The organism is Burkholderia sp. MS389 (genome assembly GCF_016899425.1).
Classification (GTDB): Bacteria; Pseudomonadota; Gammaproteobacteria; order Burkholderiales; family Burkholderiaceae; genus Burkholderia; species Burkholderia sola.
This window is the reverse complement of the sequence record NZ_CP045995.1, coordinates 564,843-591,340: the sequence shown is the minus strand read 5'-3', so window position 1 is coordinate 591,340 and position 26,498 is coordinate 564,843. Positions and strand designations below refer to the sequence as shown.

Genomic DNA, 26,498 nt, shown 5'->3' with positions numbered 1-26,498 from the left:
TGTGATCCGATGGTATCAAACGATTGCGAGCGTCGCGGGCGATGTGGCGGCCCGTTGTGCAACACGATGTTTCAGGGCGAATCGATGCGGGCGCGTACTCGTCGTGCTGGTCGCCTGCGGGGCTCGCCTCGCAAATCCTGTTCCTCGCCGGTCGGACATTCGTCGTCGTCAATGGCACGCGACTGGCCATTCGGCCGGCTTCCCCGTCGTCCGGCGCGGGCTTACCTTGAGCGACAGCAGTTCGATGCGTCGGGCCAGCGGCGGAAGAAGGGCGGATTCCTGCCGTCCGTTGCCGCTGGTCTACGCCGACCCGGGATCCGTCCGGTCCTGAAGGTGATAGCAATGCTTGCAATTTACCTTCATGGTGCTATCATTGATAGCAAATCTGGATGGAGGTACTCATGGCAAATCTTCTGGTGCGTAACGTGGATGACACTATCGTTCAAAGCCTGCGCGAGCAGGCCGCGGCTAATGGCAGGAGCGCCGAGGCCGAACATCGAGCCATTCTGGCCGAAGCGCTCGGCCGACCGAAGCGGCGCACATTCGCGCAAGTGCTGATGAGCATGCCGGAGGTGGGCGAAGACGCGGATTTCCAACGTGTTCAGGATTCAGGCGAGGTCACGCGTGTTTTTGATTGATACGAACGTCATCAGCGAAATCAGGAAGGGCAGGCGAACCAACCGCGGCGTGCGGGCGTTCTTCAGGCAGGCCGAAGCCGAAGCGAGCCCGCTTTACCTGTCCGTCGTGACGGTGGCCGAGCTGCGGCGCGGCGTCGACCTGATCCGTCATCGCGGCGATCACCCGCAGGCGTCGGCGCTCGAGGCCTGGATGGCGATGATCGTGTCCGGCTATGCGCCGAACATCCTACCGGTCGATATCGAGATCAGCCAGATGTGGGGGCATTTGCGCGTGCCCGATCCGACGCACGAACTCGACAAGCTGATCGCGGCCACCGCACTGATCAATGATCTGACGGTCGTCACGCGCAACGTCGACGATTTCGCTCGCACCGGCGTTCGGTTGTTGAATCCGTTCGACTAGCGCCGGGGGCGGGCTCGATGCCGCGTGCGACGCATTCGCTGTTCGCGCCGGGCACCATGGCGCTGTAGACCGACATGCTGGGTTTGTGGTGGTGACACGAATCGGAGCCGCAGTAAAAGCGGGCGGTCAGCAAAGAACGAGGGATGCATTCAAACGGGCTGTGTCGACTCAAAACCTCCGTCATGGAACGCGTCCGAAGCGCTCGTGCTTGTGCGCCGCATCAAAATAACTTGACGAAACGTCCGGTACCGCGTAGTGTCCGAGACCGAAGTCATCAAGAAGTCCGATTGCTCATCATTGGCCGTACACCGTGCGGCAGTCGTTGGTCTCTCCCTCTTTGATTCTTTCTGTGCCCGTCGCGGGCGCATGTTCAATTATTTGTATTAAGGAAGTATTTGTGGATACCGGTACCGTCAAGTGGTTCAACGAAACCAAGGGCTTTGGTTTCATTTCCCCGGACAACGGCGGCGACGATCTGTTCGCCCATTTCTCCGAAATTCGCGGCACGGGCTTCAAGACCCTGGCCGAAGGCCAGAAGGTCAGCTTCGAAGTGAAGCGCGGCCCGAAGGGTCTGCAAGCGTCGAACATCACGCCGCAGTAAGCCGCATCGGCAGCGGTCGCCAAGCGGCGGCCGATGCCGAATGGAGTATCGCGCGGGCGCCGCATGACGGCGGCCTGTGCGTTCCGATGCGCACGACCGATGCATCGCGACATTCACGATGCATCGGTCGTGACGCCTCCCTCATCGCATGCGTGAACCGCATGCGACGCAACGCCCTCGCGAAGCGCACGTCGTTTCGCGAGCGCATCACCGCTTCAACGCATCAACCCGAGCAGACCGCCGCCATGCCGTAGCTGGCGCGGTCCCGACTTGCGCGGCGCTGCTGGCGCCGCAGCCACCGACCGCCCGAACGTCGCAACGCGCCGGGCTCCGATCGCAAGACAGGCCCGAGGCCCGTCTGAACGAACCGATCCCGGCTGCCTGCCGGCCGCCGTCCCGTTTGCGGGAGCGGCGCCGGGCAGTTGCCGCGGCCGCGGTCAATCACCTTGTCTGGAGGAATTGGTTTGGCAAAAGAAGAACTGCTGGAACTGGACGGAATCGTCGACGAAGTGCTGCCGGACAGCAAATACCGTGTCACGCTGGAAAACGGCGTCGTGGTCGGCGCGTACGCGTCGGGCCGCATGCGCAAGAACCACATCCGCATTCTCGCGGGCGATCGCGTGACGCTGGAACTGTCGGTGTACGACCTCACCAAGGGCCGCATCAACTTCCGGCACAAGGACGCGAATTCCCCGCGTCCGCCGCGAAGCGGGCAGCCGCGCCGCTAAGCGGCCAGGACCGGTGCGCAGCAACGCGCACCGATCGCCAACTGTCCGGCCCCGTGGCCGGACGAACCGGATGAACGGCGCACGGTGCGCCGTTCGTCGGTCGCCAGCGGCGCCATCGCGCCGCGGCGGCTACTTCTACCTCTCCCGCCTTTGCCGGCGCCGCGCGTGTTCCTCGCTCAGGCGGCCGCGTCCCGCAGGCAATCCTCGATCGCCATCGCGAAATACAGCGAACATTCCGGCATCGGTTACTGCCCGCCATTCGGTATCGTCACGAGCCGCGCGTTCGGATCGCATGCGACAAACGTCGCCTGCATCGCTGAAACCGCACGGGCCGACGACCGACCGTGCACGCTGCGACGCCGTTCGCCCGCGGCTTTACGCGCGGGCTGGCGTGGCAGTACATCGAGGAACTGATGCCGGCGCTGCTGCAGAGACGCGCCGAGCACCGGACGCGCAAGTGTGGCGGGAAGCATCGTCGAGCGAAGGGCGAGCATGCAGTTGACGCGTCATGCGGCCCGCTGCACGCTGACTGCCGATACCATTGCGCCCGTCAGTTGAACCGCCGCGCCGGCGAACATCGCCACGCGCAGGCTGGCCGCGCCGCCGTGCGCGGCTGCGAACGCCGTGCCGAGCACCGCGATCCCGAGCGTCGCGCCGGTCATGCGTGCGACGTTGACGAGTGCGCTCGCGGTGCCCGAGCGCGCGGCGTCGACCGCGCCCACCGCGACGGTCATCAAAGGACCCGTCGCGACCCCCATCCCGAGCCCCGTCAATGCGAGCCCGATCTCCGCGCCGAGCAGACTCGACGAACCGGCCGATGCGCCGATCGCGACGAGTCCGCTCGCGATCACCGCGACGCCGCCGGCCGTCGCCGCCCGCGTGCCGACGCGCTCCGACAACCGCCCGGAGCACGGCGACACGGCGACGAACAGGAGCGCCATCGGCAGCAATGCGAGGCCCGCGCCGGTCGAATCGAGGCGGCCGGTGCTCTGCCACGTCAGCGGCAGCAGGAACAGCACGCCATACATCCCGAACGTCATGCCGGTGGTCGCCGCGATCGCGCCGCGAAACGCGCTGATCCGGAAAATGTCGAGCGGCACCAGCGCGGATTCGCCGTGGCGGCGCTCGATCGCGACGAACGCAACGAACGACGCAACCGCGACGCAACCGGCGATCGAACATGCGACCGGCGCCTCGCGGAACACGATCGCCGCATACGCGAGCGCGCCGAGCGCGAGTGCGCCCGTGACTTGCGCCGCGCCGTCGAAATGCCGGCCGTGCGGATCGGACGACTCGGGCACGGCCGGGATCGCGAGCAGCATCGCGGCGATGCTCAGCGGCACGACGACGAAAAAGATGCTGCGCCAGCCGAAGTGCCGGATCAGCACGCCGCCGAGCGTCGGCCCGATCGCCATCGCCACGCCGTTGCACGCGGCCCAGATGCCGAGCGCGCGGCCGCGTTCCACCGGGTCGCGCCACACGACCCGCACGATCGCGAGCGACGCCGGCAGCAACAACGCCGCGCCGACGCCGGCCAGCGCGCGTGCGGCGATCAGCACCGACACCGACGGCGCGAGTGCGCACAGCAGCGACGCGATGGTGAAGACGGCCGTGCCTGCCAGGAAGACGCGGCGGCGGCCGTACAGGTCGGCGAGCAGTCCGCCGGTCAGCAACAGCACCGCGTACGTGAGGTTGTAGCTGTCGACCACCCATTGCAATGCGCCGACACCGGCATGGAAATAGGCGCCGATCGCGCGTGTGGCGAGATTGACGACGGCCGTGTCGATCTGGGCGACGAGCACGGCGAGGCACAGCGTGAGCAGGGTCACGCCGCGGCGTTTGACGATGCGGCCGACGAGCGCAGAAACTTCTCCGGGACGAGTCATGGGCGACATTCCTGGGCGGGCGATCATGCGAGCTTAAGCGCCGCCTGCTGCCAGCATGGTGTCAGCAGGGCGAGGGCAGCGACGCAAACGGCATGCCAGTCTGCTCGTCAGCTCGGTCTGCCGCGTCACGCCCATTTCCCACAACACCGGGGGCAAATTAACCGCGCGGGGCTGTGGTGGGGCGCCGTCGTTTTGGCAGAATTCCGGAGCGACAACCTTTTTGCGTGAGATGCAGCACCAGCGACGCTTTGCTGCGGGTCAGCTTGAACATGGCCTGCAGCGTCGTCCGAGACCTGCGGCCGGCAATCGGAATCGCGTCCCAGGAAAACGGCGGCCGAGCGGCCCGCTTGCTGATTGATCGGCACCGGCGGCGCGAGCGGCGCCCCGCATGCCGCGCCGGTCACGTTCTTTCGTGCCAGCGCGTCACGGACCAGCGCGTGCAGCGCGGCTGGTTCGCGGCGCCATCGCACGCAAGCCTGCCATCGGCGGAGCTCAAGCCTCCGCGTTTTTTGTCGGGACGGCGGGATTGGCCGTCGCGGGGGCAGGCGGTCGGCACGACCACAGGCCGGAACGTTGCCGTTGCGATGCCGAAAACCATTCAGCTACCGGATTGACGAATTGGTTTGCTTTATCGCTATCGGCATACTGAGGGCACTATCGGCAATGCGGAATTGCGATGATCGGCCTCGTGGGTCGCCAATTTTCTGAAGCATGCCACGGAGTTTATTCGGCTGACGGATTTTATTTAGTACGTGTCCTAGTGATAAATTTGTTTCAAACTGAAAATTATCACCTCAATCTCAAAATTAGAATGAAAAGGCGCATCGTCATGCATTGACGCATTGATTCCATAAAAATAGAATCCGTCGCCAGTCTAGGGGGTTTTTGCTTCGTCCCGAGTTTTACTTTCCTGCATCGTGCGTCCCAACTGACGATGGCGATTCGCTTCGCTTGCGGGTTTTTCTTTGGTCTAGTCGCATTCGGGTTTGCGGTTTACCACATCTGATCGAATTTAAATCCATCCTGTATGGATTTGTCGTGTCTATTCGAATTTTAATGATGGAGGCGCATCAATGGATGAAACAAAAGAATCCCGATCCGCAACGGCATCGAATGTCTATTTTGGTCCTTCCGCGCAGAGAAAATGGCTGAGACGCGGTGCGCCGCGCGACGTGGACGTCGTTCTGCTGACTCATCCGCGCGATAGAGCCGATGTCGAGCGGATGTTTCCGTGGGCGGGCATGCTCGACGGCGACGCACTCGCTGATCTGCTGGACTGTCTGCAACCCGTCTATGGCGAGATCATCGAGGCGAAAGGCATCAACATCGGAATCCTTTTTTTGCCGATTCTCGCGGAAGACATGCTCGATCCGAGAAAGCGTGCATCGAGTCGCAGTCGCATGGAGAAGGAGGGGTTGACCAAGGCGGCCGCGATGGGCGCACGACATGTCTGCCTGGGCGGCCTGACGGGGGCGCTGACGAATTACGGCCGCCGCATCGAAGCACGTTCGAAGGAACTCGGTATCGAATTGACGACCGGCCATGCGGTGACGTCGGTCTCGATCGTCCGGCAGATCGACAAGGCACTGTCCGAGTCGGGATTGAGCGGTGGCGATGCGGTCCTCGCCATCCTTGGCGTTGGCAGTGTGGGCGCGGGAGTAGCGAGGCTGCTGGCGCACTCGCCCCGGGCCACGCGACCCGCGGAGTTGATCCTCGTCGACACGCTGCAACAGCAGGACAGGGTTCGCGCGATTGCAGACGAAGTGATGGCATGTTCACCGATGCGGGTATCGGTAGAGGTGCTTCCGACGCGTTACGCGTTGCCGGATGGCAGCCGGTGCTACCGCGATGCCAACGTAATCGTCAGTGCGGTCAGCACGCCATCCATCCTCGATATCGACCTCGTGCGCGCCGGCACGATCCTGATCGACGACAGCCAGCCATATTGCTGGGATCGCAACGCAGCGTGGGCGCGCGTGCGGGCACGTGGCGACATCCTTCCGTGCGACGCAGGGCTCGTCGATGCAGGTGCGACCGCATATCGGTCGTTCTTTCCGTTCGATTTCGCCGATGACGTCGGACACGGCAGCGTCGTCTCATGGTCGTGCCTGGCCGAGGGGGTATTACGCGCCAGTCTGCCGCAGCTCGCAAGCAATATCGGCGAGGCCGATGTGGCACAACTGCTCGCCTACGAGCGCGCGTTCGATGAGCTGAAGTTCGGAATTCCGTCCCTCCAATGCGGAAAGCATGTGCTTGATGTGACCGCTTTCCGCCGTTTTCTGCGCGATGGGGACGGATTGTCCGGCGAGCGAGGAGGCCGTTCGTGAAGACGATCCCGATCTATCGAGGATGCAATCGCTGCGGGATGCCGTTGCACTACGACGCGCTGATGAATGGCACCGACGTCGACAAGACCGTAGCGTCGGCGCTATGCGCACACTGTTCGGGCATGCAATCCGATCGGCGCCGCCGCGAATACGAACGAGACGCCGATCACGAATGGTTGCTCGATGCGATTATTTCCAGCGCCCACGGCGAACGAACCTGGCGTCACAAGGCGCTGTCGGTCGCGAAACGCTTGCCAATCGTCGGTGACGGCGGTCTCGGGACGGCGGCCGCCATGCTCGATTCGATTCCGGCACGCGAACCGCGTTCGACGTATTCCGCGATGGTGCTCTACAGCGGCGGCAAGGACAGCACCTACATGCTGGTTCAACTGGCGGAGAAAGGATTGAATGTTTGCGCGTGGATGCTGGATCCCGGTTACCAGTCGCCGCAAACACTCGAGAGTGCACGGCGCGTCACCGCCAAACTCGGTATTCCGCTTGTGATCGAACGTCCGGATAAAGCGCTTGCGGATACGCTGTTCCGATCGGGATTTTCGATCGACGGGAACTCGGATGTCGATCTACAGAAGGGAGCCATGACGTACGGCTCCGCGTGCTGGCCGTGTTTTTCGCTGATCGCGGTCAGCGCAAGCGCCTTTGCGAATCGTCATCGCATTCCGCTGTGCTTCATCGGCACGCAGAAAGGGCAGAACCGGTTGAATCTGGAGGGTGCGGGCGTGTTGTCGGCGCAAGCCTTGCCGAAGGTCAACGATCTCGTCGCCAGGTTCGTGCAGCCGTTCCGCAAAGCGATCCCGGATCACGCGGCTTCGCTCGATGCGGATCCCGACAAGATCGGGTTTCCGACCGTGCTCGTGCCGTACTACGAACTCGTGCGCAAGCCCGAGAGGGAGATCCAGATTGCGCTTATCGATCGATATGACTGGATCCGCCCGAAAAATACGGGCGCATGCAGCTCGAATTGCATGATCAACGAGTTGGGCCGGGCGGTCATGCGTTCGAGATTCGGTTTCGATCTGTATCAGGTCATCGACGCGAACGAACGTCGGCTCGGGTACGCGCCGGATCAGGCGGCCGCGGGCTCGCCGGATCCGGCCATCGTGCGCCTCGGCGCAACCATGCTCGGCTTGAGCGAGCAGGAGGCCGCCGAACTCGGCGTGAAGATTAGGCAGGGTAATCACGATGCGTAACCTGAGCGAAACCGAGACCTACTCCTTTGCCGATCACATTCTGAGTCGCGCCGTCTTCGCGCTGTCGCGCGTCGTGGGCGTGAAGAACATCACGCGGCCGTTCTGGAATCGCTGGCGGGCGGCGCTGTTCGACCAGAACACGCTCGATCGCTTCCTTGCGGCGATAGACGGTCTTTCCGACTGGCCGACGGAAGGCATGGACTTCCTGCAAGCCGAGATTCGGCAGGTCGAGGCGATGCTGGCTGGGATGTCTGGCGACGATGCCATTGCGCACTACCGGCGGTTGTCGTTCCTCGCCCATCTGGTCCAATGGGGCTGCCTGCCGCTTTCGGAGGCGAAGACGAGGGCCTATCGGCACTGTCGAGACTTCTACATCGAGGCCGAACGCCGGGCATTTGGTGGGCGATTCGCCCGTATGCGCATCGACTGGCAAGGCAAACCGATGTGGGCGAACCTGCATTTGCCGGAACCGAGCTTATCGTCGGGGCCGATTCCGTTGGTCGTGATCGTGCACGGCATGGACGACGTCAAGGAAGAGCATCTTGCGAGCGAGCTATTGTTTTCCGAAGCGGGTTTTGCCGTGTTGTGCATCGACGGCCCAGGGCAAGGCGAAACATTTCTGCTCGATGGCGCGACGTGGCCGGAGAACTTCGACGAGGCGATCGTCGCGGCCGTCGACGCGTTGACCGACTATCCGGGAATTGACACGGAAGGCTATGCCATTGCCGGTATCAGTTGGGGCGGCATGTGGGCTTACAAGATTGCAGCAGTCGACTCGCGTGTTGGAGCGATTCTCGATCTGGGCGGCCCGGTCGATGCGCGCCAATTCAACAAGCTGCCTTTCTTCCTGAAAAGCAAGTTTTGCCAGATTCTCGGCATTACGTCGCTCGACGACGCCCGGGATTCGGTCGACCACTTCGCCATCCGCGACGTCACGATGCTCGGAAAGATCCGTGCCCGTGTCCACATCGTTCATGGCGGCCGCGATCCGCTGGTGTCGGTCGCAGACAAGACATGGCTGCGCGATACCCTGAACGAGCTCGGGCGAACCGACGGCGTCAAGCTGACGTTGTTCGCCGATGGAGACCATTGCTGCACGCAATACGTGACGGAAATCCGGCGAGCTGCAGCCGCGGAGTTTTTCGATGCCTACAGGCAGCGAATCGGCGCTCGATGCCAGTCGGGCCATCGCGCGCCGACCGCGTAAGCGTTCATCGCATACAACCGCGCCACATTCGGTTCTTTCACTATGGAACGCATCACGCTCATGCCCCGGTGGGTCGGGTACGGCTTCGTTTGCGCGTGCTTCTTCGCCGCGGGCTGTACCAAGTCGCCGGAAACGTATCACGGCTATGTCGAAGGGCAGTTTTCCTATCTGTCTGCGCCATACGCGGGAAACCTGAAGACATTGCGCGCGGCGCGCGGCGATCGTGTCGAATCGGGCGCGGTCGTCTTCGAGATCGGCGCGCCGGACCTGGAACAGGCGATCAAGCGTCAGTATCACCAGTGGCAATCGTCGCTGAACGTACTTGGCGACCTGCAGCAGGGCAAGCGCCCATCGGAAATCGATACGGTGAAGGCACAGATCGAACAGGCCCGGGCGAGCGCCGCCCTTTCAACGCAACGGCTCGCGCGTGCAGAAGACGACTACCGGATACAGGCGATCTCGCGCGATCAGCTCGAACGCGAACGTGCGGCAGCCCGGGTGGACAAAGCACGAGTCAGCGAGCTCGCCAGTCAACTGAGGACGGCGCGTTTGCCGGCACGCGACGGTCAACTGCATTCTCAACGACAGAGCGCGGACGCACAGCGGGCCGAATACGAACGGTTGCAGACGCAATACCGGCAACTGTCCGTGGAGGCCCCCGGCGAGGGCGTCGTCGTCGATACGTTCTTCACGCCGGGCGAGTGGGTCGTCGCCGGCAACCCGGTAGTCAAGATTCTGGTCGATCGCAATACGAAAGTGCGCTTCTTCGTGCCTGAGGCCGCGCTGGCCAATTTACACGTCGGTCGTGTCGTGAGGATCGCATGCGACGGCTGCGAACGCGGCTATACGGCGACGATCAGCCATATCGCGTCGGACGCGGAATATACGCCACCGGTCATCTACAGCAACGATGCGCGTTCGAAGCTGGTGTTTCTCGTCGAGGCGCGGCCCGATACCGTTGCCGCGCGGAGTCTACATCCCGGCCTGCCGATCGAGGTGACGCCATGAACCGTGCGATGCCGCTGATCGATGTGCGCGATCTGAACAAGCATTTCGGCACCCGGCACGTCGTCAAGAACCTGAGCCTGCAGGTCGGCCGCGGCGAGATATTCGGCTTTCTCGGTCCGAACGGGAGTGGCAAGACAACCTCGTTGCGCATGATGTGCGGATTGCTGACGCCGGATTCCGGCAGCGGAACCTGTCTCGGATTCGACATCCTGACGCAATGCCGGGAGATCAAGCGACGAGTCGGCTACATGACGCAGCGTTTTTCGTACTGGGACGATCTGACGGTGCGGGAGAACCTCGACTTCGTCGCCCGGCTGTATGCGATCGACGCGCGAAAGCAACGCGTCGCGCGAATTCTCGCCGAGATGGGTCTGGAGTCGCGCGCGAGCCAGCTGACCGGCTCGTTGTCGGGCGGCTGGAAGCAGCGGGTGGCGCTTGCCGCTGCGCTGTTGCAGTCGCCGGAACTACTGCTGCTCGACGAACCGACGGCCGGTGTCGACCCGGGCGTGCGCAGGGTGTTCTGGGAGGAACTGCACCGTCTGGCGGCCCGCGGTATTTCGGTGCTCGTCAGCACGCACTATATGGACGAGGCCGAGCGTTGCCACAAGCTGGCCTACATCTCGTACGGCACGCTGCTGGCACACGGCGAGGCCGGTGATCTCGTACGGAGGCACGCGCTCCATACCTGGTCGGTGTCGGGGGGCGATCTCGTCCGGCTGAACGACCGGCTCAAGGGCCGGCCGGGCATCGAACAGGTGATTGCGTTCGGTCGTGCACTGCACGTATCGGGACGCGACGAGGCCATGCTTGCGGCGAGTCTCGCAGCCGTCTGCGGCGATGGTGTCGAGGTTCACAGAATCGCGACGAATATCGAGCACGTTTTCCTGCATTTGATGAAGGACGCATCGGGGGAGCCCGGCTGATCATGATCGAATTCTCGATTTCCCGCTGGTGGAGCATGGTGACGAAGGAATTCCTTCAGATCCGTCGCGATCGCGTGACGCTCGGGATGATCGCCGTGTTGCCGATCGTGCAGCTGGCGCTGTTCGGTTTTGCGATCAACAGCGACCCTCGGCATCTTCCGACGATCGTGCTCGCTGACGACACAAGCGAATTTTCGCGATCGCTCGTCGCCGGTATGCGCAACACGGGATATTTCGATGTCCGGGGCGGCCTGTTTTCCGAACGGGCGGCCCGTGACGCGCTGCAAAAGGGCACCGTGCAGTTCGTAGTCAGCGTGCCGCACGACTTCTCGCGCCGGCTGGTGCGCAACGAGCGTCCGGAAATTCTGGTCGAGGCGGATGCGACCGATCCCGCGGCAACGGGAAATGCGATCGCCGCGTTCAATACGATGACGCAGACGGTGTTGAACAAGGATTTGACGGGGGCCTTGGCGACAACTGCGTCACCGCAAATATTCTCGGCCCGCGTGCACCGGATCTACAATCCGGCCGGCATTACGCAGTACAACATCATCCCCGGATTGATGGGCGTCATCTTGTCGATGACGATGGTCATGATGACGAGCCTCGCCATCACGCGTGAACGTGAACGCGGAACGATCGAGAACATCCTCGCGTCACCGGCAACCTCGATCGAGGTGATCTGCGGAAAAATCGTGCCGTACATTCTGATTGGCCTCCTGCAATGCACGATCATCCTGCTGGCGGCCCGGTTCGTGTTCGGCGTGCCGTTTGAAGGCAATCCTGTAACGGTCTATTGCCTCGCATCGTTGCTGATCGTCGCGAACCTGATGGTTGGCATCGCTATTTCGTCGGTCGCACGCAACCAGTTGCAGGCGATGCAGATGACGTTCTTCTATTTCCTGCCGAGCGTCCTGCTCTCCGGATTCATGTTTCCGTTTGCAGGCATGCCGGGCTGGGCGCGTCTGCTCGGCAACGGATTGCCGTTGACCTATTTCAACCGGGCCATTCGAGGTGTCCTTCTGAAGGGGAGCGGATGGAACGAAGTATGGCCCGATGCCGCGACAATGGTCGTTTTCGCGCTGGTTGCGATGACGGTCGGCCTGCTCGCGTACCGAACCACGCTCGATTGAACGACGATGGCACAACGAACCTCTCCACGCCGCCGCGCCTGCCGTGCGATTGCGGTCCTGTTGATCGCGGTTGCCATCGTCGCGGTGCAGGGGTGCAGCCATCCCGCGTTTATCCCACGCTCCGCGGGCGAGCTGGCATTGCCTTCCACCTTCATGGGAATGAGTGCCAGGTCGACCGATCGCAATGACGCGGGTGTGCGTGGCGAACCCGATCCGCGTTGGTGGCGGCGCTTTGGCTCGCCGGCGCTGGATGCACTCGTCGAGCAGGCGATGCAGGATAGTCCGTCCGTAAAGAGCGCGGAGTCGCGGTTGATCGAGGCCACGAAGTATCTTGCGGGACAACACGGTGCCAGTCGCTATCCGCAGATCGACCTCGGCGCGTCGGCCAAAAGGGAGCAGTTGAATACCGCAGCTGCCGGCTTGCCGATGATTCCGAACCCGTCCCCGTTCATGCTCTACAACACGAACGTGAACGTCCGATACGACTTCGATTTCTTCGGTGCGCAGCGCCATCGGATCGCGGCGAAACGGTACGAAGCGGCTCTGAGACAGCATCAGGCAGACGCTGCACGCTTGACACTGGCCAGCAATATCATCGCTGCGGTGGTCCGGGAAGGGCGGCTGCGCGACGAAATCGAATTGACCGACGCAGTGTTGCAGAACCGGCAAGCCGTTCGGCAGATGCTGCACGAACGGCATGAAATCGGCAGCGTCGCGTATCGGGAAACGATCGATGGCGATTCGGACGCTGATCGAATCGAGGCAGAACTGGCGGTATTGCGCGCGGAACTGCTGCAGGTTCGGTTTCAACTTGCGGTCTATGCCGGTGTTCCATCGCCCGTATCGCTGCCGCAGTTTCGCTTGGACGATTTGCAGTTGCCGCAGGATCTGCCATCGGTGGTTCCGTCGGAGCTTGTGCGGCAACGGCCCGACATTCTCGCAGCGGAGGCGAGCCTGCATATAGCCGGCGAGCTGGCCGGCATTGCCACGGCCAATCTTTACCCGCGGATCGAATTGGATGCGCGCATTGGGTCGTCACCGCTGGTGCTCGGTCAGTTGTTCGCCGGCGGTACGACGATCTGGAATATCGGTGCTCAGCTCAGCGCACCGGTTTTTCATGGTGGAGAATTGCGTGCGGCGCGGGATGCGGCGGTTGCCGCTTACCATGCCACGTTCGAAGACTACCGGAAGGTCGTGCTGGGCGCGTTGCAGAGCGTCGCCGATGCGATGACCGAAATCGATCGCGATGCGACCGCGCTGCAGGCCCGTAGCGCGGTCGCGCGACGGCAACGGACCGTTCTGGAGATGACCCGTCGCCAGTTCGATAACGGCAGTTCGGACCGGCTCCGTGTGCTACGGGACGAGTATGCATACGACCTGACGCGGATCGAGGTCGCTCGCGTTCGCGCGGCGAGAATGGCCAGTACGGTTTCGTTCTTTGCCGCCGTCGGTGGCGATGCGTCTCGTCCGGATTGACAGTCCGGACGCCGGGCGGGGGGCCAGAGTCGGCGAGCGCCGACCCGCGCCGTCCCGCATCCGCTCGCCGCTGTCGGAATCGACGCTCTTTACGCGTGCCGGTCAATCGGGTCGACACCGGATCGATTGCATCACGCATCGCCATTGGCTTAAGATCGTCGGGAGACCATCCCACGACCATCCCACGCCTTCAGCGTCAATGAAAAAGAGCCTAAGCCTGCGGGTCGCCGTCATCGCGTCGGCGGTTGCCGTGTACAGCATCTACATGCACGTCCAGCAGTTGATCAGCGGCTGCATGTGGGTCAGGGGCCATCAGCGCTGCAGCTTCGAAAACAGCACGAATTTCCAGGGCTGGATGGATCTGGACTTGATGATCACTTGTTGCTGGGTCGCCGCGGCGGTGGTCGGGTGGATTTCCGTTGCGCAGGGCACGAAGAAACCGGGTTAGCCACGTCATGCAGGTGCTGCCCGATTGAACGGGCACGAAATACCGCTCGACCGGATCGAATCCGTCAATCCGTGACAACGCGCATTCGTTGACGAGTGGAGACGGTGCGCTCGATGCATTCGCGCCCCAAACGAACGCTGATTCCGCTGCCGGCGGACGAGATCATGCTGATCTCCGGCGACAGGCGTTGCATCGCGCGCTGCGCGAGGGGAGGTTCCCGTGCAATTTCCAGCAGGATCGGTGGTCGCGCTCAGCTCGGCCGCGGCGACGATGTTCTCGATCGGCATGCTGTTTCTCGGCTACTGGGGATGGCACGAAGCATTGCCCTGGCGGTTCGGCGACTACGTCGTGATCGTTCCCGCGCTGGCCGGGTTCGCGTGCCTCGCCAGCGTGCCGTTTCTCGCGACGTCGCCGATGAAAACGCCCGACGACGAGTCGCGAATGTTCGTCGCGCGACGCGTGTTTCTGTGCGGCGCGAGCGCGGTGTGGTGTGCAATCGTCGTGTCGCTGTTCGTGTGAGAACGGGGTGACCGGACGGTTGCCGGCACAACCGCGCGAACCCATCCCGAAACGTCTTACGTGAGGCCGAAACCCGCGGTTTTCATGCTGTCGTTATCGCTTTGCTTTCCCCGGTCGCGTGCACTAGATTCGAAGCGTTCGTCCGTTTCCGAGCGCGAGGTGAAGCCATGACGCCGTGGGAGATTCAGGGCACCGAAATGATCAGTTGCAATTGCTCATACGGTTGCCCTTGCCAGTTCAATGCGTTGCCGACCAACGGCAGCTGCGAAGCGATGGGCGCGATTTCGATCGACCGCGGCCACTACGGCGACGTGGTGCTCGACGGCGTCAGGATCGCGGTGGTATTTCAATGGCCGGGTGCGGTTCACGAAGGGAAAGGCAAGTGCCAGCCGATCGTCGACGAGCGCGCGAGTCCGGCGCAGCGCGACGCCGTGCTGAAAATCATGACCGGTCAGGATACCGATCCATTCGCGACGATGTTCTCGGTGTATGCGTCGACGCTCGAGCACGCGTTCGATCCGATCTTCACGACGATCGATTTCGACGTCGATGTCGACGCGCGGCGGGGCCGGATTCACGTGGACGGTGTGTTCGATGCCGCCGGCGAACCGATCCGCAATCCGGTGACGGGAGACGAGCACCGTGTGCGGATCGACCTGCCGCACGGTTTCGAATACGAGCTGGCCGAGATCGGTTCGGGAACGGGGCGCTCGCAGGGCAACATCGAGCTGAATCTCGACGGAACCTATGCGCAATTCGCTCGGCTGCATCTGAACAACCACGGGCTGATCCGGCATCGCGTCGCGGCATGACGCCGGTCGATACATGGCTCGCGCGCGAGCGCGCCGTCACGCTGCTCGGCATGGCCGCGCTCGTCGGCCTGTGCTGGTTTTACCTGTGGACCGGCGCGGGAACCGGCATGTCGGCACGGGAGATGACGACCGTCGCGCTGTTTCCGCATCGGCTGGCGGATGGCATGGGCAGCATGGATCCGTCTCTGCCGACCGTGATCGCGATGTGGTGGGTGATGATGATCGCGATGATGACGCCTGGCGCCGCGCCGCTCGTGATGCTGTACCGGCGCGTGCTGCGGCAGCACGGCAACGGAGCGGCGGGATCGGCGTTCACGTCGGTGGCGCTGCTGGCCGGCTATCTGACGACATGGCTCGCGTTCTCGATCGGCGCGGCGTTGCTTCAGGCGCTGCTGCAGCCGGCCGGGCTGATCTCCGCGATGATGCTGTGGTCGAAGAGCGCACTCCTTTCCGCCATCGTGCTGGCGCTGGCCGGGCTCTATCAATTCTCGCCGCTGAAACGCGCGTGTCTGCGGCAATGCCGTGCGCCGGCGGCGTTCCTGGTTGCGCACTGGCGTCCGGGCGTTGCCGGCAGTTTCCTGCTGGGCGCGCGGCACGGTGTGGTTTGCGTGGGCTGCTGCTGGTTGCTGATGGCGCTGCTGTTCGTCGGCGGCGTAATGAATGTCGTGTGGATCGTCGCGTTGTCGCTGTTCGTGTTCGTGGAAAAGGTCGTGCCCGGCGGCGATCGTATCGGCCGCGTGCTGGGTGTCGTGCTGATTGCGTGGGCCGGTGTGACGTTGATCGTGTGATGCGCGGCACCGGCTGGCGGCAGAAACACGCCGGGTGCGACGGGAGACGCTCGATGAAGATCCGCTTTCACACTGTCGCCATGTCGTTTGCGATGGCGGTCATTGCAATGCCGGCGCTCGCGGGCGGCGACATGTCGGGCATGAATTCAGGCGATGCGAGCATGTTGGCGCAGGATTCGAAAATGACCGATGCCGAAGTCAAGGAAATCGACGCCGGGCGCAGGCGCGTGACGCTGAAGCATGGCGCGCTCGACAACATCGGGATGCCGCCGATGACGATGGCATTCAGGGCCGGCGACGCGGCGATGATCCCGTCGCTGCATGTAGGCGACAAGGTTCGGGTTCGGGTGGAAAACGTCAACGGCACACTGACGATCGTGAAGCTGGTGAAGCGACCGTGACGACGATCCGGCGTGCGCACGGGTGGGCGCCGTCGGTTTTTCCCTTCTTGTGCTACGTAACGCAGGGCCGGTGTTACGTCAGTGTTATCGGAATGCCTGCCCGGGCTGAGCCGGGCAGCACGATCCGCATCCGATGCGCGCTTCCCCGCCGCGCGGCGTGGACGTCCATTGCAAGGCGACTGTGAAACTGTGAAGGAGGCCGATGGAAATGGCACGGTAGATGCTTGGTGGAGTGATCGGCTGAATAGCGAACGGGGGCTTCCATGCAAGATCACTTCATCACGGCGAATGTTGCACTCGCCGCCGTTGCCGCTGCGTGTGCACTCGCGGGCTGCGGCGGTGGGGACGTTACGGCACCGACGCCGGCAGGTAACACTATCGGGACGAGTACGAGCGGAACCAGCGGGACTAGCGGGACTAGTGGGACTAGTGGGACTAGCGGGACTAGTGGGACTAGCGGGACTAGTGGGACTAGCGGGACTAGCGGGACTAGCGGGACTAGTGGGACTAGCGGAACGAGCGGAACGAGCGGAACCAGCGGCACACCCGGCACGAACGGCATCATCAGTTCCGCCGGCGCAGTCGTGCTGGCCGCAGGGGCGACGCTCGGCGACGTGACGTTGCCCGGGGTCGGCAAGGCCGCGACGGCCGGGCCGGCCGACACGGTCACCGGCGTCGGCACGATCATCCGCGATACGACGAATGCCGTGAGCAACGGTATCGGCCAGATCGGCTTCACGCCGAACCCTGTCGGCGGGACGGTCGCGGGCCTCGGCACCCTCGTCGGCTCGACCGGCAACCCGGTCAACGGCCTCAGCGAAACGGTGAAGGCGCTCGGCGCCGGCCCGCTGTCGCCGCTCGCGCCGTTCGCGACGCCCGTCGGCGGCCTGCTCGACACGGTGGCCGGCGGCCTGAAGTCGGGCGGCACCATGCTCGGCTCGGCGCTGTCGTCGGGCCCGGTCCAGCAGGCGACGCAAGCGATCAGCACCGCGATCACGCCGGTCGTGACGACGGCGGGCCAACTCACGCAGCAGGTCGGCACCGCAACCGGCCTCGGGCAGCCGGTCGCGGGCCTGCTCGGACAGGTCGGCGGGGCGATCACGTCGGCCGGATGGCAGGTGACGTCCACGTCGCCTCAGCCGATCGTCGGCGCTGCCGGCAGTCTCGTCCGGGCGGTCGGCAACACGGTGACCAATGCGGGCGGCCTCGTGAACCCGAGCGGCGCGAATGGCGCGGCGCCGATTGCCGGTCTGGTGACGAGCGTGGTCGGCGGCATCCCGGCGACCGTGCACAACGGCTCCGCGACCAGTACGAGCGGCGGCGGCTCGTCGCTGGGCGGTCTCTCCAATCCGCTCGCGCCAGTGACGTTGCTGGTGGGCGGCCTGCTCGGCGGCGTGGCCGGAAAATAGCCGGCCCGTGCCGCGTCATACGGGAACCCGGCCGAATGACCAGGGAAGGACCGCCATCGGCGCTCACGGGTCCCGCCCGGGACCATCGGACAATCCCGAAACCGTGGCCCGCTACCTGCGCGTGTCGCCGGGCTTCGACGCCGGCCGCGCGAGCCCGCGCGCCGGCAGCGGCGTCGACATCACGATCGACGTGCGCGTTTCGCCGTACAGGTTGATGCGTTCGATCAGCTGTTCGAGATGGGCCATGCTGACGGCGACCAACCGCATCACGTACGAATCCGCGCCCGTCACGTGATGGCATTCGACGACTTCGGGAATCGTCTCCAGCAGCTTGAGGAACTTCGCTTTCGCCGGTTGCTGCACCGTGATGCCGATCAGCGCGCTCACCGGATAGCCGGCCGCGGACGGATTGATCCGCGCGGTGTAGCCTTCGACCACGCCGGCTGCTTCGAGCCGCTTCACGCGTTCCGTCACGGCCGGCACCGACAGGTGGACCTGGCGCGCGAGCTCCGTATAGCTGAGGCGTCCGTTGTCCTGCAACAGCGCCAGTATCTTCCAGTCCAGATCGTCCATCGCGGCGGGAGTTTTTAAGGTAGAGCCGCCATTTTTCCTCAAAAACCGCATTCAGCGGGGCGCGGATTTTCCCTACGATGCCTGTTCGAGCCACTGGATGTGGGAAAGGAGCAGGCGATGTTGTTCATCAAATCCGTCGTGATGGGGCTGTCGATCGCGGTGCCGGTCGGCCCGATCGGCATGCTGTGCATTCAGCGCAGCCTGAGCCGCGGCTTCCGGGCCGGATTCGCGACCGGCATCGGCGCCGCGTGCGCCGATGCGATTTACGGGCTGCTCGGCGCGCTGGGCGTCGCGGGCATCGTCACCGCGTTCCCGATGCTGACCGTCGGCCTGAAGATCGGCGGCGGCGCGTTTCTCGTGTGGCTCGCATGGACCATCGCGCGCCAGCCGCCGGCCGCACCGGTGGGGCAGCGCGAGTTGCCGCGTACGACCGTTCTGCGCGATTTCCTGACGACGTTCGGACTCACGCTGTCGAACCCGATGACGATCGTGTCGTTCGTCGGGATCTTCGCGGCGCTCGGCCCGTTGCCGGGGGCGCGGGAAGGCGCGATGTGGGCGACCGTCGCGTGGATGGTGGCCGGGGTGTTCGTCGGCTCGGCCACGTGGTGGCTGTGCCTGAGCAGCGCGACCGCCGCGCTGCGCGCGAAGCTGTCGTTCGCGTTCATGCACGGGCTGTCGCGCATGTCGGCAGCGGTCGTCGCGGTATTCGGCGCGATCCAGCTGGTCGCGGGCGTACGTGGCTTGATCTAGGCGCGCGGGGCAGCGCGGGTCGAGCGGATCGCGTCGACCGTCGTCCGGATATGGGCGAGCAGCTCGAGCATCACCGTTTTCCGGAAGTACTGGTTGATCGCATGCTGACGACGATATCGGACGGCAGCGCCTCGATCGCGTGCCGAACCGACAGCAGATCGTCGACGAGCCGTGTCAATGCGTCGGGTTCCCATGTGTCGAGCGCAACGGCGATGTCGTCCGGCCAGAGGCCGAGCGCATCGATGCCGCAGCATCCGGCGACACAGTGGATCTCCAGCGCGTCGATCAACGGCATGACGGCCGCCAGATGCGGATCGACGTCGATCGCCTGCGCGTGGCCGCCGGCAAGATCGCCGCAGGCGATCCAGCGATCCGGGCCGATGCCGATGTCGTTCTTGTGTGCGTTGCCGTTCATCTTCGCTCAATTCGATGCGTGCAAATGCAAGTGCGCATGCACGAAGCGCGCGATTTCCTGGCTCAGCTCGATATCCTCCGGCGCGCCCATGAACCCGCCGTGCGGCATCCCTTCGAATATGTGCAGTTCGGTCGGCACCTGTGCGCGGCGCAACGCGCGATGCAGCCGCACGGCGTTCGACAGGAACAGGTCGCGCGTGCCGCTCTGGATGAAGGTCGGCGGGAAGCCGGCCGCGAAATCGCCGAACAGCGGCGACAGATACGGATGGGCGAGATCGGCGCCGTTCGCGTAGAGCAGGTTGTTCGCCATCAGCGGCGCCGGCAGCACGACATCGACGAGCCGGTTGGTTTCGAAGCTGTCGCCGGATTCGGTCAGGTCGGCTTCCGGCGACAGCAGCACCAGCGCGGCCGGCAGCGGCAGGCCCTCGTCGCGGGCGCGCAGCACCATCGCGGCCGCGAGATTGCCGCCGGCCGAACGGCCGCCGATGACGACGTTTTCCGGTGCGTAATGCTTCAGCACGTAGGCATAGGTTGCGACGCAGTCGTCGAGCGCGGCGGGATACGGATGCTCGGGCGGCATCCGGTAGTCGACGCCGTAGCATCGAATGCCGAGCCGGTCGGCCTGCATTTGCGCGCCGGCACGGCACGCGGCGCCGCCGCCGACGATCAGCGCACCGCCGTGCAGGTCGATGATTGCGCATGCGCCGGACGGCACCGCTTCGGGTGTCGCGACGTGCACGTCCGCAGCGCCGACCCGGATCGTCTCGACGCCCGAACGCAACGAGCCGGCGAACTGCGCGACAGCGGTCGCGTAATGCGCGTCGGCGCTGGCCTTCACGCGCATCCATGCGTCGATGTCGTCGACGGCCGGCATCGCGTGCAGCGCGTTCAGCGGCACGCCGTCGTCGCCGGTCAGGCGTTGCAGCGCGGCGCGCGCTTCATCGCTGATCGAGGTCGGGAAGGGAACGACACGGCTCGGCAGCACGACGCCGTCGGGTTTGTCTTTCATCGCTTGGGTTCCGTTCGGGGCGTCATGCGGGCGAAGGCCAGTGGCGCAGCATCGCGTCGAGCGCATCGAGGCTGCGCGACCACGACGCGTCGGCATCCGGTGCGCTGTGCGAGAAGCCGCCGGCGTTTTCGAGCGTCACGTAGCCCATGAAGAAGCCGCCGAGCAGGCGGATCGCATGCGCGTGCTCGGCATCCGGCAGGTCGTAGCTGCGCAGCACCGCCGACGTCATCCTGACGAGCTGCCCGCCCGCGCTCGCGGCGGCGCGCTCGGCGCTCACCGGATGGCGCGCGGCGGCGAAGCGGCCCGGATGCGCCCGTGCGTAGTCGCGATAGACGTTCGCGAGCGCGGCCAGCGCGTCCTTGCCGGTGCGGCCGGCCAGCGCGTCGGCGGCGCGATCGGCCAGTTCCTGCAGCGCGAACAGCGCGATGCGGCTCTTGAGATCGTCGAAGCTCGGGATATGGGAATACAGGCTCGCCAGCTTCACGTCGAAATGCCGCGCGAGCGCCGCGCCGGTGAGCTGCTCGAAACCGGCTTCATCGGCGAGTTGCGCGCCGGCTTCGACGAGTTTGTCCACGGTAAGGCCGGCACGCGCCATGACGAATGCTACGAAGATTAGTCAAAAACCTAATTCTATTAGCTTTCGTCGCGATGTCAATTTCATGCGCGTGCCGGCGTGGCGCGTTGCGCCGATGCGTGGGGCCGTCAAAACGTATAACTGACCTTGCCGAACGCGGTACGCCCGAGCGTGTTGTAACCGTACGCGGTCATGTACTGCCGGTCGAACAGGTTCGACAGCGATGCCGACACCGTCAGGTGCGAATTGATCCGGTACGACGCGCGCAGGTTTACCGTCAGGTACGACGCCAGATACTGCCGGTTGGCCGGATCGTCGAACGTCGAGCCGCCGTACAGCAGCGACGCGCCCGTGCTCAGCGCATGCAGCTTCAGTTCGTCCCACGTGTGATCGACGTTCAGGCTGACCGTTTGCCGCGGCCGGCGGCTCAGCCACGTCCGGTTCGTTTCGTCCTGCGGATTCAGGATGCCGACCGCGACGCTGATCGGCGTCGAGCGACCGATCGTGCCCTTGTACGACAGGTCGATGCCGCGAATATGCGAGCGGCCGATGTTCATCGGCGAGAACGTCGCCGGGTTGTACGCGATCAGGTTGTTGACGCGCGTGTCGTAGATCGCTGCGGTGAACGTGCCGTACGCGGTGTTCGCGTCGAGCGCGGCCTCGACCGACGTGCTGCGTTCCGGGCTGAGGTTCGGGTTGCCGTAGCCGGGGTAGTACAGGTCGTTGAACGTCGGCAGCCGGAACGCGTTGCCGTACGACATGCGCGCCGTGTAGACCGGCGTGATCGCCCACGACAGTGCGGCGTTGCCGGTGTTCACCGCTTGCCCGGCGATGATCTCGTGACGGCCGGCGACGAACATCGTTACGCTGCCGAGCGTCGCCGATTGGTGCAGCGAGAACGCGGAATCGTTGCGCGTCGGCACGCCGCCGGGAATGTCGACCGGCAGGAACGCCTGTTCGCGCGTGAAGTCGTACGCGAGCTTCGATTCGCCCGACAACGGCAGGCCGAACAGGTGGAATCCGTGCTCCTGATGAGTCAGCGACGTCGACGTGCTGATCCGCTGCGAATTGATCTGGTCGGTCGCGAGGGCCGGGTCGTCCGCGTAGATGAACTGGCGGTCGTTCGCATAGCCGAACGACTGGTCGAACTGCGTATCGGGCGTGATGTCGAGATGGAACGCAACGCCCGTCGTCAACTGGTGGTCGAGCTCGCGATTCGCGTAGCCGCTGTTGTCGTAGGACAGATCGGAGCGGTGATACAGCGCGAACGTCGAGATCGACCAGTTGTCGCGCGCATAGCCGAGCCGCGCGTCGAGATCCTGCGCGTGATACGGATTGCGGCCGTCTTCGTGGCCGTAGAAGAACGGCCGCGTCGCATCGATGCCGGCCGTGTTGTAGTCGTGCAGCCCGAGCGAATAGGTGAGGCCGCCGAGCGCGGCCAGCGGCCCGGTCGACGGCACCGTTCCCGACGTGCGGAACTGCGTGTCGAACGTCTTGTTCGAGCCGCCGCCGGCCGACACGGTGGTCCGGTTCGGCTGGTTGGCGGCGCGGCGCGTGAAGAGTTGCACGACGCCGCCCATCGCGTTGTTGCCGAACGACGCGGCGGCCGGGCCGGAGATCACCTCGACGCGCTCGAACGCTTCGGTCGGCAGGTCGGCCCACGGCGCGATTCCGGTGGTCGGCGAGCCGATCCGGATGCCGTCGATGAACACGGCGACCTGACTCGCCGACGAGCCGCGGATGCTGACCGACGCGGACGAGCCGGGCCCGCCGTTCTGCGCGACGGTCACGCCCGGCAGCGTCGCGAGCGCCTGCGTGATGCTCGGGTCGGCGGGCGACAGCCGGTCGAGGTCCTCGCGCGTGAGCACCTGGGTCGACGCATAGCGTCGGTCGAACGATTCGGGCAGGTGCCGCGTGTCGGTCACGCTGATCGTCGGCAGGTCCGCGCCGGGCGCGGGCGCGGCGGGCTGCGCGAGCGCCGTTTCGCCGGCCGCGTGGGCGAGCGGGGAAAGCAGCGCGGTGGCGGCGGACGTGGCGAGCAGGTGACGAATGTTCATGAGGCGGCGGGACGAGGCGTGTGACGTGTACGGCGATCGCGGGCGGAGGGCGGGCAGGTGGCGCATGCCGACGGCGCGTCGGTGCGACGCTTCGGGTCGGGAAGCGGATTCGGGAACGATGGACATCTGACGGATCCTGAGGTCGGGTCGTCCATGCAACGGGCGACCGCCGGGGGCGGTGCCGCGCGCATCGGGACACCCCGCCCGGTGCGGCTGCGTGGACCTCGGGTCGATGGCAGGTCTCCTGGCTCGCGGGTCCTCATCCGTGCAGGCCTTCCCGGTTTCCCAGTGGCATGCGGTGGCACGGATTCGCCGCTCACAGTTGCGGGGGCAGCCGCAGATTCGGGGCGTTGCCCCTGCTGCGTTCCCTTTTGATCCCGTCTCCGGGAACCATCAGCGCGCAAGGGTAATGGCGGGCGGTCAGGGACGTCAATCGTCCGGCCGCGCGCGGGTGCGAAAAAACGTCATTGCCCGGCGGCGGCTTTCCGAATCCTTTCGTTCGAGGGGCGCGGGCCGTGTTTCAGGTCTGAAGAAACGGCCGGGTTCGAACGCGTCCGGTCGCGCCGGAACCGGCGGCCGTCGTTCCGAAGGCCGACGGCCGGCGCGTGTCGTTATCGATGCGTGCCGCGACGCTCAGGCCGGTGCCGACACCAGCGCGCAGAAGTTCTCGAGATCGACGTTGCCGCCGCTGATCACCACGCCGACGCGCTTGCCCTGCAGCGCATCCTTCATTCGGCGCACGGCGGCGAACGACAGGCAGCCGGTCGGCTCGACGACGAGCTTCATACGCGTGGCGAAGAAGCGCATGCAGTCGACGAGTTCCGCGTCCGTCACGGTGAGGATGTCGTCGACGTCGCGACGCAGGATCGGGAACGTGAGGTTGCCGAGGTGCTGCGTCTGCGCACCGTCGGCGATCGTGCGCGGGGTGTCGATGTGCACGATCGTGCCGGACCGGAACGATTGCTGCGCATCGTTGCCGGCTTCGGGCTCGACGCCGTACAGCTTCGCGTGCGGCGACAGCGCACGGGTGGCGAGCGCGGTGCCCGACAGCAGCCCGCCGCCGCCGAGCGGCGTGAACACCGCGTCGAGCGGGCCGACTTCGTCGAACAGTTCCTTGGCCGCGGTGCCCTGGCCGGCGATCACGTCCGGGTGATCGTAGGGCGGCACCAGCGTGAGCCCGTGCTTCTCGGCGAGATCGCGCCCGATCTGCTCGCGATCCTCGGTGTAGCGATCGTAGGTCACGACGTTGCCGCCGTAGCCGCGCGTCGCGGCCATCTTCGCGGCCGGCGCGTCCTGCGGCATCACGATCGTCGCGGGAATGCCGAGCATGCGCGCCGACAGCGCGATCGCCTGCGCATGGTTGCCCGACGAGAACGCGACGACGCCGTGGCGCCGCTGTTCCGCGTTGAAGCGCGACAGCGCGTTGAACGCGCCGCGGAACTTGAAGGCGCCCATGCGCTGCAGGTTCTCGCACTTGAAGAACACCTGCGCGCCGAGCGCGTCGTCGATCGTCCGCGACGTCATCACCGGCGTGCGGTGCGCGTGGCCTTCGAGCCGGGTCGCGGCGGCGGCGACGTCGTCGTACGTGGGGAGAGCGGGAGAGTTCATGGTTGCTGGAGGATTGAAAAGTCAGTCGACTGGAATGCGGGGGCGCACCGGGTCACTTCGCATCGTTGTAGACGGTGGCGCGAGACACGCCGAGATGCTGCGACACGATCTCCATCGCGCGGCGCACCTCGAGGAAGCCGTCGGCCTTCAGCGTCTGCATCAGCTCGCGGCGCTGGTCGGTCTTCAACTCGCGCGGCGTCGTCGCAAGGCGCGTCGCGAAGGCGTCGATGCGCTGCCGGATCGCGTCCGCGCCGGCCGGGTCGAGCGTGTCGACGACGGCTTCGCCGTCCGTGCGGCAGAACTGGTTCAGCATGCCCTGGAAGCCGCGGAACAACGTGACGTCGGCATTCAGGCACAGCGCGGCCACATAGCGCCCGGTCGAATCCTTGATGCCGATCGACGTGCTTTTCGCGGTGCGGCCGTCGGCGAAGCGGTTCGGGTAGTTCGCGAGCACCTGCGGGAAATCGTCGTCCGCGATGCGCGCGAGGCCGAGTTCGGTCGCGGGATCGCCGACCGCGCGTCCGGACAGGTTGTTGTGGATCGCGAGGATCGCGTGCTCCGGCGTGCGCAGGTCGTGCACGACGACCTCGGTGAACGGCGCGAACATCTCGCCGAGTCCTTCGGCGATGCGCTGCACCTGTTCGATCAGCGATGCCTGCTCCGACAGCAGCGGTTTGCGGGTTGTACTCATGCGTGATCCTGGTGTGTCGGGGTGTCCGTCGTTTCCGGCCGCGTGATGTCGGCCAGCAGCGGGCGCGCGATCCGGACGTAGTCGGTCGCGTCGAGCACGACCGAGCGATCGAGGCGGCCCGCGTTGAACGCGATCTCGGCGTTGCGCTCGACCAGCGCGGGATCGACGACGAGCGCCACGTTCGTATCGAACACGAACGGCGGTACGGCGCCCATCACGCAGCGCGTGACGGCGGCCGCGACGTCGGGCGACGCGAGCGTCGCCTTGCGCCGGCCGACCGCATCGGCGACCTTGCGAAAGTCGATTTTCAGATGGCCGGGAATCACCGCGAGCGCGGCGCCGTCGCCGCCATCCTTGAACGTACAGAGCATCGCCTTCGCGCCCTGTTCGGGGCGGGTGCCGCGCAGCGCGGCGATCGCGTCGGATTTGCCTTCCGCCGGATGCTCGAGCACGCGAAAACGCGCGCCGGATGTCGTCAGCAGTTCGCAAAGCGTGTCGAAAACGGGAGAGTCGTTCATGTCGCTCCAGGCAGGCCCACGCGTCGAGGCGCACGGGTCAAATAATCGTCCAAGTATAGACGTTTTGTCATTGATATGACAAAGGGCGGCGGGCGTCGTGGCGCCAGTGTGCGCGAAGCGCGCCGATTCTTCAGCAGCCGAAAGGGAATTTCATATTGCGGGATGCAGGCCGAATTCCTGCCGCCGCGTTTTACCGCCGCTTGAAACCGTGTTTTGCATCGCAAAAACGACTGGCTATCCAATTGAAAAACAAGAGAAATTTATATCTTATGTCTTATATAAGACTTGGCCGAAAACGCGTGAGACAGGATTACTATTGAGTCCATGCAGTTCGCTTCGTCACACGCGGCGGGCACGCTGAACCCCTTTACTCAATGCGCTTCGTTCCC

Annotated in this window: 28 protein-coding genes and 1 riboswitch; of the genes, 18 read left to right on the top strand and 10 right to left on the bottom strand. The window is 64.8% G+C overall.

What is annotated here, in order from left to right; all coding sequences use genetic code 11:
• The first annotated feature begins 401 nt into the window (after positions 1 to 401).
• From GJG85_RS19135 to infA, 4 genes are all read left to right on the top strand, one after another.
• Complete coding sequence (locus GJG85_RS19135) at positions 402 to 638, top strand: DNA-binding protein (protein ID WP_050014174.1); 237 nt, start codon at positions 402 to 404, stop codon at positions 636 to 638.
• Entirely contained in the window at positions 625 to 1,041 is a 417-nt protein-coding gene (locus GJG85_RS19130) for a type II toxin-antitoxin system VapC family toxin (protein WP_235356229.1), read from the top strand. The genes GJG85_RS19135 and GJG85_RS19130 overlap by 14 nt, the downstream gene beginning before the upstream one ends.
• Positions 1,042 to 1,438: 397 nt before the next feature.
• Entirely contained in the window at positions 1,439 to 1,642 is a 204-nt protein-coding gene (locus GJG85_RS19125) for a cold-shock protein (protein ID WP_006483056.1), read from the top strand.
• A 464-nt stretch (positions 1,643 to 2,106) separates the two neighbouring features.
• Positions 2,107 to 2,370, top strand: a complete 264-nt coding sequence (gene infA, locus GJG85_RS19120) for a translation initiation factor IF-1 (RefSeq protein ID WP_006483034.1) — start codon at positions 2,107 to 2,109, stop codon at positions 2,368 to 2,370.
• A 506-nt stretch (positions 2,371 to 2,876) separates the two neighbouring features.
• On the opposite strand, the gene GJG85_RS19115 is transcribed toward infA, so the two are convergent.
• Positions 2,877 to 4,256, bottom strand: a complete 1,380-nt coding sequence (locus tag GJG85_RS19115; RefSeq protein ID WP_050014112.1) for an MFS transporter — start codon at positions 4,254 to 4,256, stop codon at positions 2,877 to 2,879.
• Between the two features lie 1,073 nt (positions 4,257 to 5,329).
• Between GJG85_RS19115 and GJG85_RS19110 the strand changes: the two genes are divergently transcribed.
• From GJG85_RS19110 to GJG85_RS19075, 8 genes are all read left to right on the top strand, one after another.
• The gene (locus tag GJG85_RS19110; protein ID WP_204384275.1) at positions 5,330 to 6,583 is read left to right on the top strand and encodes a hypothetical protein; all 1,254 of its coding nucleotides are present in this window, start codon (positions 5,330 to 5,332) and stop codon (positions 6,581 to 6,583) included.
• Positions 6,580 to 7,791: a phosphoadenosine phosphosulfate reductase family protein gene (locus GJG85_RS19105; protein ID WP_050014110.1), complete on the top strand. Its 1,212-nt coding sequence runs from the start codon at positions 6,580 to 6,582 to the stop codon at positions 7,789 to 7,791. Before GJG85_RS19110 ends, GJG85_RS19105 begins: the two co-directional genes overlap by 4 nt.
• On the top strand, positions 7,784 to 8,998 hold the full coding sequence (locus tag GJG85_RS19100; protein WP_089489397.1) for an alpha/beta fold hydrolase: 1,215 nt from the start codon (positions 7,784 to 7,786) through the stop codon (positions 8,996 to 8,998). The genes GJG85_RS19105 and GJG85_RS19100 overlap by 8 nt, the downstream gene beginning before the upstream one ends.
• 42 nt (positions 8,999 to 9,040) lie before the next feature.
• Positions 9,041 to 10,006, top strand: a complete 966-nt coding sequence (locus tag GJG85_RS19095) for an HlyD family efflux transporter periplasmic adaptor subunit (RefSeq protein ID WP_050014108.1) — start codon at positions 9,041 to 9,043, stop codon at positions 10,004 to 10,006.
• On the top strand, positions 10,003 to 10,929 hold the full coding sequence (locus tag GJG85_RS19090; protein WP_050014107.1) for an ABC transporter ATP-binding protein: 927 nt from the start codon (positions 10,003 to 10,005) through the stop codon (positions 10,927 to 10,929). Before GJG85_RS19095 ends, GJG85_RS19090 begins: the two co-directional genes overlap by 4 nt.
• 2 nt (positions 10,930 to 10,931) lie before the next feature.
• Positions 10,932 to 12,062: an ABC transporter permease gene (locus tag GJG85_RS19085; RefSeq protein WP_089489396.1), complete on the top strand. Its 1,131-nt coding sequence runs from the start codon at positions 10,932 to 10,934 to the stop codon at positions 12,060 to 12,062.
• A gap of 6 nt (positions 12,063 to 12,068) precedes the next feature.
• On the top strand, positions 12,069 to 13,538 hold the full coding sequence (locus tag GJG85_RS19080) for an efflux transporter outer membrane subunit (RefSeq protein ID WP_089489395.1): 1,470 nt from the start codon (positions 12,069 to 12,071) through the stop codon (positions 13,536 to 13,538).
• A gap of 199 nt (positions 13,539 to 13,737) precedes the next feature.
• Positions 13,738 to 13,986, top strand: coding sequence for a hypothetical protein (locus GJG85_RS19075; protein WP_050014104.1), 249 nt, complete (start codon positions 13,738 to 13,740; stop codon positions 13,984 to 13,986).
• 64 nt (positions 13,987 to 14,050) lie between these two features.
• On the opposite strand, the gene GJG85_RS35240 is transcribed toward GJG85_RS19075, so the two are convergent.
• Entirely contained in the window at positions 14,051 to 14,179 is a 129-nt protein-coding gene (locus GJG85_RS35240) for a hypothetical protein (RefSeq protein ID WP_256975775.1), read from the bottom strand.
• Positions 14,180 to 14,205: 26 nt separating this feature from the next.
• On the opposite strand from GJG85_RS35240, the gene GJG85_RS19070 reads away from it, so the two are divergent.
• The 5 genes from GJG85_RS19070 (at position 14,206) to GJG85_RS19050 (ending at position 17,915) form a co-directional block, all read left to right on the top strand.
• Entirely contained in the window at positions 14,206 to 14,505 is a 300-nt protein-coding gene (locus tag GJG85_RS19070) for a hypothetical protein (RefSeq protein WP_050014103.1), read from the top strand.
• 167 nt (positions 14,506 to 14,672) lie between these two features.
• Entirely contained in the window at positions 14,673 to 15,317 is a 645-nt protein-coding gene (locus GJG85_RS19065) for a DUF1326 domain-containing protein (protein WP_050014102.1), read from the top strand.
• Positions 15,314 to 16,105: a DUF2182 domain-containing protein gene (locus tag GJG85_RS19060; protein WP_050014101.1), complete on the top strand. Its 792-nt coding sequence runs from the start codon at positions 15,314 to 15,316 to the stop codon at positions 16,103 to 16,105. Before GJG85_RS19065 ends, GJG85_RS19060 begins: the two co-directional genes overlap by 4 nt.
• A gap of 53 nt (positions 16,106 to 16,158) precedes the next feature.
• Complete coding sequence (locus tag GJG85_RS19055) at positions 16,159 to 16,506, top strand: copper-binding protein (RefSeq protein WP_050014173.1); 348 nt, start codon at positions 16,159 to 16,161, stop codon at positions 16,504 to 16,506.
• Positions 16,507 to 16,769: 263 nt separating this feature from the next.
• Complete coding sequence (locus GJG85_RS19050) at positions 16,770 to 17,915, top strand: collagen-like triple helix repeat-containing protein (RefSeq protein ID WP_204384274.1); 1,146 nt, start codon at positions 16,770 to 16,772, stop codon at positions 17,913 to 17,915.
• 111 nt (positions 17,916 to 18,026) lie between these two features.
• On the opposite strand, the gene GJG85_RS19045 is transcribed toward GJG85_RS19050, so the two are convergent.
• Positions 18,027 to 18,488: an Lrp/AsnC family transcriptional regulator gene (locus GJG85_RS19045; RefSeq protein WP_050014099.1), complete on the bottom strand. Its 462-nt coding sequence runs from the start codon at positions 18,486 to 18,488 to the stop codon at positions 18,027 to 18,029.
• A gap of 117 nt (positions 18,489 to 18,605) precedes the next feature.
• Between GJG85_RS19045 and GJG85_RS19040 the strand changes: the two genes are divergently transcribed.
• Positions 18,606 to 19,238, top strand: coding sequence for a LysE family transporter (locus GJG85_RS19040; protein ID WP_050014098.1), 633 nt, complete (start codon positions 18,606 to 18,608; stop codon positions 19,236 to 19,238).
• Positions 19,239 to 19,308: 70 nt separating this feature from the next.
• Here GJG85_RS19040 and GJG85_RS19035 read toward each other — a convergent pair whose 3' ends face one another.
• The 7 genes from GJG85_RS19035 to GJG85_RS19005 all read right to left on the bottom strand — a co-directional run bounded on the left by GJG85_RS19035 (position 19,309) and on the right by GJG85_RS19005 (position 26,109).
• The gene (locus GJG85_RS19035; protein ID WP_235356228.1) at positions 19,309 to 19,653 is read right to left on the bottom strand and encodes a DUF6331 family protein; all 345 of its coding nucleotides are present in this window, start codon (positions 19,651 to 19,653) and stop codon (positions 19,309 to 19,311) included.
• 6 nt (positions 19,654 to 19,659) lie between these two features.
• A complete protein-coding gene (locus GJG85_RS19030; protein WP_050014097.1) occupies positions 19,660 to 20,661 on the bottom strand; it encodes an alpha/beta hydrolase in 1,002 nt (333 codons plus the stop codon).
• A gap of 22 nt (positions 20,662 to 20,683) precedes the next feature.
• Complete coding sequence (locus tag GJG85_RS19025; protein ID WP_235356227.1) at positions 20,684 to 21,235, bottom strand: TetR-like C-terminal domain-containing protein; 552 nt, start codon at positions 21,233 to 21,235, stop codon at positions 20,684 to 20,686.
• Positions 21,236 to 21,363: 128 nt separating this feature from the next.
• Positions 21,364 to 23,292 carry a TonB-dependent receptor gene (locus tag GJG85_RS19020; protein WP_089489393.1) on the bottom strand — a complete coding sequence of 643 codons (1,929 nt, stop codon included), beginning with the start codon at positions 23,290 to 23,292 and terminating at the stop codon, positions 21,364 to 21,366.
• A gap of 216 nt (positions 23,293 to 23,508) precedes the next feature.
• Positions 23,509 to 23,702, bottom strand: a riboswitch (cobalamin riboswitch).
• A gap of 223 nt (positions 23,703 to 23,925) precedes the next feature.
• A complete protein-coding gene (locus GJG85_RS19015; RefSeq protein ID WP_204384273.1) occupies positions 23,926 to 24,900 on the bottom strand; it encodes a threo-3-hydroxy-L-aspartate ammonia-lyase in 975 nt (324 codons plus the stop codon).
• Positions 24,901 to 24,952: 52 nt separating this feature from the next.
• On the bottom strand, positions 24,953 to 25,591 hold the full coding sequence (locus GJG85_RS19010; protein ID WP_050014093.1) for a helix-turn-helix transcriptional regulator: 639 nt from the start codon (positions 25,589 to 25,591) through the stop codon (positions 24,953 to 24,955).
• Positions 25,588 to 26,109 (bottom strand): YbaK/prolyl-tRNA synthetase associated domain-containing protein, encoded by a 522-nt coding sequence (locus GJG85_RS19005; RefSeq protein ID WP_050014092.1) that lies wholly within the window; start codon positions 26,107 to 26,109, stop codon positions 25,588 to 25,590. The genes GJG85_RS19010 and GJG85_RS19005 overlap by 4 nt, the downstream gene beginning before the upstream one ends.
• Positions 26,110 to 26,498 lie beyond the last annotated feature (389 nt).